Annotated in this window: 5 protein-coding genes, 1 tRNA gene and 1 pseudogene; 6 read left to right on the top strand and 1 reads right to left on the bottom strand. The window is 40.8% G+C overall.

Features of this window, described 5'->3' with window-relative positions; translation table 11 throughout:
* Positions 1–74 precede the first annotated feature (74 nt).
* A pseudogene (locus tag V7K21_RS07695) lies at positions 75–406 on the bottom strand (Uma2 family endonuclease); the annotation flags it as partial.
* Positions 407–441: 35 nt separating this feature from the next.
* Between V7K21_RS07695 and V7K21_RS07690 the strand changes: the two are divergent.
* The 6 genes from V7K21_RS07690 (at position 442) to V7K21_RS07665 (ending at position 7,652) form a co-directional block, all read left to right on the top strand.
* Entirely contained in the window at positions 442–732 is a 291-nt protein-coding gene (locus V7K21_RS07690; RefSeq protein ID WP_335173015.1) for a WG repeat-containing protein, read from the top strand.
* A gap of 248 nt (positions 733–980) precedes the next feature.
* On the top strand, positions 981–2,453 hold the full coding sequence (gene glcD, locus V7K21_RS07685; RefSeq protein ID WP_335173013.1) for a glycolate oxidase subunit GlcD: 1,473 nt from the start codon (positions 981–983) through the stop codon (positions 2,451–2,453).
* Between the two features lie 643 nt (positions 2,454–3,096).
* Positions 3,097–4,344, top strand: coding sequence for a glycoside hydrolase family 10 protein (locus V7K21_RS07680; protein ID WP_335173011.1), 1,248 nt, complete (start codon positions 3,097–3,099; stop codon positions 4,342–4,344).
* Entirely contained in the window at positions 4,344–4,907 is a 564-nt protein-coding gene (locus tag V7K21_RS07675) for a hypothetical protein (protein WP_335173009.1), read from the top strand. The genes V7K21_RS07680 and V7K21_RS07675 overlap by 1 nt, the downstream gene beginning before the upstream one ends.
* 364 nt (positions 4,908–5,271) lie before the next feature.
* On the top strand, positions 5,272–7,518 hold the full coding sequence (locus V7K21_RS07670; protein ID WP_335173007.1) for a sensor histidine kinase: 2,247 nt from the start codon (positions 5,272–5,274) through the stop codon (positions 7,516–7,518).
* A gap of 62 nt (positions 7,519–7,580) precedes the next feature.
* Positions 7,581–7,652 (top strand) — tRNA-Lys (locus V7K21_RS07665).
* The last annotated feature ends 298 nt before the right edge of the window (positions 7,653–7,950 follow it).

The following is a 7,950-nucleotide window of genomic DNA, read 5'->3' as shown; positions in this document are numbered from 1 at the left end:
GCACTCGATTGCAATTACTTTACCGTATTTGCTGTGCTGTTTCTTAAATCCTTTACTAGTAAGCCTTTCAAGACTTAACGGGAAAAGTCAGATTGTTCTGCTTGTTCAGCACGTTGTCGTTCCTGTTCTGCGCTTTCATCCCAGTCAGCAAAACAGTACCATCTTGGTAGCTCCAGCGTAACCAAGTGTCTTGTCTATCTTCAAATGTACCTTCCCACAAAGTTATACCTAAACCAACTTGTTCAAGCCAAGTTTCTTGACTTTCAAAGTAGCGTCTTCCCCTAAGTTCATAAACGCGTAGTACTTTTTCTCATAATTGCTGATTCGGATCATATACGATGTAGTAACTTGCCCACATATGTTTATAACTTTGCAGATTTTTGCCTAGTTCATCACCTTTTTTGTTAGGCTCAATCAGATTTATTATTACTCAAGTTAACCTTGATTGATCATAAGTATGGTTATATTAACCATCGGCAAAAGTTTATTATCCCACCCTATTTTGATATGGCTCGTAACTTTTCTCACGGATTAGCAGCAGTTAATGTTAGTGGTCAAGTAAGTTTATTTTTTGGCATTATCGGTGGTAAGTGGGGTTATATTAACAAGAGAGGAGAATGGGCTATCGTGCCAAAGTTTGATGAAGCTGGTAGTTTTTTTAATGGTGTTGCAAGGGTCGAAGTTAGTGGGCGGAAGTATTATATCAACGATAGAGGGGAATCTATTCTTTAGTTAGTTGCATTATAAGCTCTGCTTAAATACTGGTAATGTTCCCTTACCTCGCCTTAGTCCGTAACTTAAATAAACTTAATGCCACTTGTATATATGATACCTCTCCATCCACCCATCCAAATTATTGCTGAAGATGAGTGCGATCACTTTTTACTCACTCTTGACTGCTATTTTTGCAACAATAGTAATTAAAGCGTTCCAAAAAAGCCAGCAATACGCCATACATCTACCTTGAACTTTAAAAAACTATGCTTACCCAAGATAAAAAACAACTCAACTGGAAACCCATTATTAAAGCATTTGAAGCTGTTCTTGGCAAAAATGGTGTTGTCCAACGCCGCGAAGAACTCATTACCTATGAATGCGATGGTTTAACTGGCTATCGCCAACGTCCGGCTGTGGTGGTCTTACCTAGAACTACAGAACAAGTTGCCCAAGTGGTGAAAATATGCAATCAATATTCTATACCCTTCATCGCTCGCGGTTCTGGCACTGGTCTATCTGGTGGCGCTTTACCATTAGAAAACTCTGTTTTAATTGTCACTTCTTTAATGCGGCAAATCCTCAGCATTGATTTGGAAAATCAACGGGCGATTGTTCAACCAGGGGTGATTAATAGTTGGGTAACACAAGCTGTTAGTGGTGCTGGTTTTTACTACGCTCCTGACCCATCTAGTCAAATTATCTGCTCTATTGGGGGCAACATTGCCGAAAATTCTGGTGGCGTCCATTGTCTCAAGTATGGAGTCACCACTAACCACGTTTTAGGATTAAAAATTGTCACGCCGTCAGGGGAAATTATCGATTTAGGCGGACAGATCCCAGAAATGCCAGGTTATGATTTAACGGGTGTGTTTGTTGGTTCTGAAGGCACTTTAGGAATTGCCACAGAAATTACTTTGCGAATTCTCAAAAGTGCAGAATCAATTTGTGTGTTGCTGGCAGATTTTACTAGCATTGAAGCTGCTGGAGCAACTGTTTCTGATATCATCAGCGCTGGAATTATTCCTGGTGGCATGGAAATGATGGATAACTTCAGCATCAATGCAGTTGAAGATGTTGTAGCAACTAATTGTTATCCCCGCGATGCTACTGCTATTTTAATAATAGAAATTGACGGTTTAGAAGTGGAAGTTGCAGGAAATAAGCAGCGAATTACCGAAATCTGTAAAAAGAATGGGGCGCGTAATGTTACTTCTGCTACTGACCCAGAAACCCGATTGAAATTATGGAAAGGACGCAAAGCAGCTTTTGCTGCAGCTGGCCATTTAAGTCCAGATTATTATGTACAAGATGGTGTAATTCCTCGGACTCAGTTGCCCTATGTTTTGCACGAGATTAAGACATTAAGTGAGCAATACGGTTATCGAGTTGCTAATGTATTTCATGCTGGCGATGGCAATCTTCATCCACTAATTCTTTATGATAATTCTGTACCTGGAGCATTAGAGCAAGTAGAAGAAATGGGTGGGAAAATTCTCAAACTTTGTGTCAAAGTCGGTGGTAGTATTTCTGGTGAGCATGGCATCGGTGAAGAGAAAAAGTGTTATATGCCACAGATGTTTAGCCAAGTTGATTTAGAAACTATGCAATGGGTGCGGCAAGTTTTTAATCCTAAAGGGTTAGCAAATCCTGAAAAGATATTTCCTACACCACGAACTTGTGGTGAAGCAGCAAATGCATCGGCACTCAAGCAATTTGAAGGTGTGGAAAGATTTTAATTTTCTGTAAAGGTGCATTCGCAGTTACTCTCGTTCCCAGGCTCTGCCTCAAGTTAGTATAGGAGGCAGAGCCTCATTACCTGCATTTCCAGTCTGAGACTGGGAACAAGAGTTTGAGGGGTGCGCCTAACGTGGGGAAACCACGCACAGCATGGGCTGTTGTAATACCATTTCTTCGTGAGGCTGCGCCAAATTTTCTTGGCTTCTTATTTCTTTCTTTTTTTGTGTCCTACCCTGCGGGAAGCCACAACTCTAGGAGACGCTTCTCTACGAGGGGCTTCGCCAACGCGAACATGTCTATGCGTTATTTGTAGTTCGTTTCTCATGTAGTTTGGCGCATCTTCATACAGAATTGGTATAAGTAAATAGACGTAATTAAATGTAATATAAAACTTTTGTTCATAGCGAGCGATTTATCACTTGGTATAAGGTTTTAAGAGGTTAGAGCCGCTTACTACGAGCTTTGATTTAATTAATCCCTTCTACTTCTTTCACAGAATTAAAAATAGCGAGAATAGTCTGCTAAAGCACATTTTTTAATTTAAATCATGGCGTAAAATCATCATTTGTTTACATCATCCGGAGGATTACAAGTTTATTTTGTAGTTATATATATTCCGATCGCACTAGGTCACACTTATAAATGAATCGGGTTGTTCGCGGTTATATTTCTTACTTACTGTGTTTGGGATTAGTAGTCACTTTAACAGTTTTTTCACTCTTTTCAGTCTCTTCACTCCCAGTCTATTGCCAAAAAACAAGTTCTTTAACTACAGAAATTCGCGGCGTTTGGCTCACTAATGTTGCTAGTGGTGTACTATTTGTACCTTGGGGTATTAACCGAGCTCTAAATCAATTATCGAATCTCAAATTTAACACAATTTATCCTGTAGTTTGGAACCGAGGACATACTTTTTATAAAAGTGGTGTAGCTCAAATGACTACAGGCTCGGAAACTCAACCTTTGCTTAACTTCATGCACGCTGGACAGGATGTTTTAACAAAGATAGTCACACTTGCTAAAAATAAAAATTTGAGAGTCATCCCCTGGTTTGAATACGGGTTTATGACGCCCCATTATTCACAATTAGCAAGGCGTTATCCCGACTGGTTGACAATTGGACAACAAGGTATAAAATCTATCCAAGATGCCCCACCGGAAGAACTCGATAATGTTTTGGTAAGTAAGTTGGCTTGGTTGAATCCCTTACATCCACAAGTACAAGAGTTTATCCAAGGGCTAATTTTGGAAGTAGTTAAGGATTACAATGTGGATGGTATTCAGCTTGATGACCACTTTGGAATGCCAGTACAGTTTGGTTACGATCGCTTCACTATTGAACTCTACCAACAAGAGCATCAAGGCAAAAATCCCCCAACTGATCCTTTTAACTCAGAATGGATGCGTTGGCGAGCAGATAAAATTACTGATTTTATGGCAGAAATCTATCAAGCTGTGAAGGCAGTTAAGCCCAAAGTCAGAATATCTCTGTCTCCCAACTATCAAGCTTTTGCCTACAAATACTATTTGCAAGATTGGGAAAATTGGGTAAAAAAAGGTTTAATTGATGAGTTAATTTTGCAGGTTTATCGAAATGACAAAAACTCTTTTATCGCTCAACTGGAACAACCATCTGTGAAATTGGCTCAAAGTCTAATTCCTGTAGAAATTGGTATATCAACGGGAACAGTACGTAATCCTGTGAAAATCGCACAAGTTAGAGAACAGGTTCAAGCAGTGCGCGATCGCAATTTTAATGGTATCTCTTTTTTCTACTGGGAGAGTCTGTGGGGTTACATCGTACCAGAATCACCCCAACAGCGACGTAAAGCTTTTTTTGATATGTTTAATGCTAAAACTGTCAAACCATTAAAAATAAAGAAAGTTTGATGCCATTCGCGCCAGAAAATACTAGATTTAGCTTTACATTGCTGTGGACTTTTGCTACTTTTGGCGGTTTTTTATTAAGTTTACTCTTAATTGAAGTCGGTGAAAAACCAGATATTGGAGTAGTAGAAGCAGCTATCGGCGGATTTGCAATCGCACTTTTTCAAGGTTGTCTTCTGAAAGAACCTGCATTTTGTATCAGGTGGATTTTGTCAAGTCTTTTGGGTTGGAGTATCATCACTGCGATCGGTATTGGTGCAGTGGGTTGGATAGTACCTAGCACTCAGATTTTCCCTCTGAGAATCCTGTCTGGGGTGATTTATGGAGTGCTTGGCGGCTTGGGGATTGGATTGGTACAATGGTTGGCAATTCCCCAGCCTATGGCGTGGCGATGGATATTTGTGTCTTCGGCAAGTTGGGCTGTTGCTGTCCCAGTGGGTTCTGCTGTGGGGATGATCTTGCGCCGCCTGACGCAGTTATTCTTCGGCGAAGTCATGGGATTAGCTATCACTTGGTTGTTGGTTGGTATCCTCACAGGAATGAATGCTCACAAATTGCGATCATAAGTTCCCATTTCCCTACTTCTTTCCTCAGATATAGTAAACAAAAACTTATTAAGAAATATAAAATTAATTGATGTATACTGATATTTACACTTAGATATATGCAAAAATCCTAATAAACTGTCAAAAATTAACTTTTAGTAAGTTTGTCCCAACCTGCAAATGTATTTTCGCCTTCAAAAAGCAGGATTTGTTAAGCTGACTCCTATTAGCTTTCCTAGATTTCTGACAAGAAGTAAAGAAATATCTAAATTTCGATGAGCAACAGCTGACAATACTTTGCTGTAGGCGCTAAAGTGCATCTACTACAAGCGTAACGACAAGAGAGCGCCTAGAAGAGTCAGTAATACCAGAAAGGGACTCTCGCATGAATATAAATCCAGCGGAATCAACTATAAAGTTGACAAAATTATCACCTCCTCAGATTCTCTTCGGCACCGAAGTAGATGATAAAAGTAGTAGTGAGCAGTTTTTACTGAGCATGTACGATTCTGTGCAGGCATCAATATTTGTAGTAGATGTTCTGGAGGATGGAGATTTTCGGTATGTGGCACTTAATCCCACTCATGAGCGGTGGATAGGCATTCGCTCAGATGAGCTTCGAGGCAAAAAACCAGAGGATATTCTCTCCCCCATCGATGCTGCTAAGGTGCGTCAGCATTACGCCGAGTGTGTGCATTTCGGTCAAACTATTTCTTACGAACAATGTTTGCAATTCCAGGGGGTTCCTACTTGGTGGAGTACGACTCTCACCCCACTAAGGGATGCTAATAGGATTTATCGACTGATTGGTACTAGTAGCAATATCACCCCAGTTAAGCAAGCAGAACAAGCAGTCGGACTCCAAGTTGAACGGGAGCGATTGCTAGAAGCGATCGCTGGACGAATTCACCAATCTGTAGAATTAGAGACAATTCTGCATCAGACAATAATTGAACTGCGGCAGTTTTTGAATTGCGATCGCGTGTTAATTTATCGCTTTGAGGCTGATGGAAGTGGGGTAATCATTGCCGAATCAAGTGTGGCTGCGAGTGATCCAATGTTGCGAAAAAAGATCACCGATCCCTGCTTGGGTGGCAAACATCGAGAAGACTACGAGCAAGATTGCATTCAAGTTGTCGAGGATATTTATGCAACCGGGTTGCATCCTTGCCATATAGATTTCCTGGCATCTTTGCAGATCAGAGCCAATTTAGTCGTGCCGATTTTAAAAGAGCAAGATATGTGGGGGCTGTTAATTGCCCACCATTGCCACCAATCGCATCAATGGCAGCAAACAGAAACTGACTTACTCAAGCAGTTAGCAACTCAAATCGGCATTGCTGCTAGACAGGCAGAACTTCATCAGCAGATTAAGGATCTCGAAGCAAAGTTAGAGTTGCAAAAACAGAAGCACATAAATCAGTTGCAGCAGGTGCGAAACTTTGAAGCCTTGGTGCGACGGATGACAGAACAAATCCGCGACTGTCTGGATCAACCTCAGGTGTTGCAGACAGTGACTCAGGAATTAGCAGAGTTACTGAACCTTGCTCGTTGCCAAATCGAACTCTATAGCACCTGCCAAACCCTGGTAACTATTACTTACGAGCATACCATTAACCTACCCCAATCTCAAGGATTGACCAGACAAATTACAGACCGTCTTGAAGTTTATCAGCCGCTGTTGCAAAAACAACCATTGCAATTTTTGGAAATTGTGCCGGGATGGCAACCAAACGTATTGGTTATGTCCCAGATGGCTTGTCCAATTTTCGATCCTCAAGGGATTTTGGGAAATATTTGGTTGACAAGACTGACACAAGAAGGCTTTGATAAATTTGAAATTGAGTTAGTGCAGCAGTTAGCAAATGAATGTGCGATCGCTATTCGTCAAGCCCAGCTTTACGAAAAAAACCAGGAACAGGTAAAAGAATTAGAAAAAGGCGATCAGCTCAAAAACCAATTTCTCAGAAACTTGTCCCAAGAATTGCGGACACCAATAACTAGCATCAGCCTTGCAGTCCAAACCCTCGAAAGTGTCCTCACACCAGCAGAAATATTAGATATAGAAATAGTTCCACAACTCTTGCAGATTCTGCATAACGAGTGTGCGCGAGAAAGCAAGTTAATTAACGACCTACTCACACTCACATATCTCGAAGCTGAACCTGAACCCCCAACTTTGATTGCCATTGACTTACAAAGCTGGCTTCACCCCATTGTCGAATCTTTTCGAGACCTCACCAACTGCCAGGGGCAACAGTTAAACCTGAGTATTGATCATGCACTGCCGCCTTTAGAGACAGATATCACAGATATGGAGAGGATTATCACCGAACTACTCAACCATGTCTGCAAATATACCCCAGCAGGTGAATTTGTCACAGTTTCTGCTCACCTGACAGGGGATGCAGTAGAGCTTAATATTAGCAATTCAGGACTAGAGCTTACTAGCAATGAACTGTCACGGATTTTTGAGCCTTTCTATCACCTTTCCAAACATGATCCTTGGAAACATAGCGGCACTGGACTGGAATTGGCATTAGTGCAGAAAATGGTCAGACATTTAGGCGGCTCAATTTATGTAGAGAGTGGAGCCGGTCAAACCACCTTCACCATCAAATTCCCCCTTTAATTGGTTTTTTGAGCGTGCCACTGGCTAAATTGTCAGAAGTCTGCTATGATAGTTACTCGTGCGGGTGACTAGCTCAACGGTAGAGCAGTAGACTCTTAATCTATTGGTTGCGGGTTCAAATCCCTCGTCACCCACTTTTTAAGGATTTTGTACATTAACTAATTATTTGTCACTGTTAACAGGTTAATGTTATTTTGAGCCTAAATTATTTATTAATTCTTCTAAAGCAGAATGTTTTATATCTTCAGGTAGATAATTAAAGACTTTTTGTAAAAGTTCTGGGGATGTATTTTTAGCGAACCAGTCATCACTAGGATTTTCTGTAATTTTTAAAAAATACGTAACTGCCTAGCTAGTAGTAATAGAGGAAAGGAAAACAGAGACATTACCTTCTAAAGCATCAGTAATAACTTCGAGGAGATTAAGACCATG

The organism is Nostoc sp. (genome assembly GCF_036919595.1).
In the GTDB taxonomy this organism is placed as follows: domain Bacteria; phylum Cyanobacteriota; class Cyanobacteriia; order Cyanobacteriales; family Nostocaceae; genus Nostoc.
The sequence above is the reverse complement of the archived record's forward strand: the minus strand, read 5'-3'. Positions and strand labels throughout refer to the sequence as shown.

Bases quoted from the DNA above. Each gene is read 5' to 3' on its own strand.
- glcD (WP_335173013.1), top strand. From the start codon at position 981: ATGCTTACCCAAGATAAAAAACAACTCAACTGGAAACCCATTATTAAA.
- V7K21_RS07680 (WP_335173011.1), top strand. From the start codon at position 3,097: ATGAATCGGGTTGTTCGCGGTTATATTTCTTACTTACTGTGTTTGGGA.
- V7K21_RS07675 (WP_335173009.1), top strand. From the start codon at position 4,344: ATGCCATTCGCGCCAGAAAATACTAGATTTAGCTTTACATTGCTGTGG.
- V7K21_RS07670 (WP_335173007.1), top strand. From the start codon at position 5,272: ATGAATATAAATCCAGCGGAATCAACTATAAAGTTGACAAAATTATCA.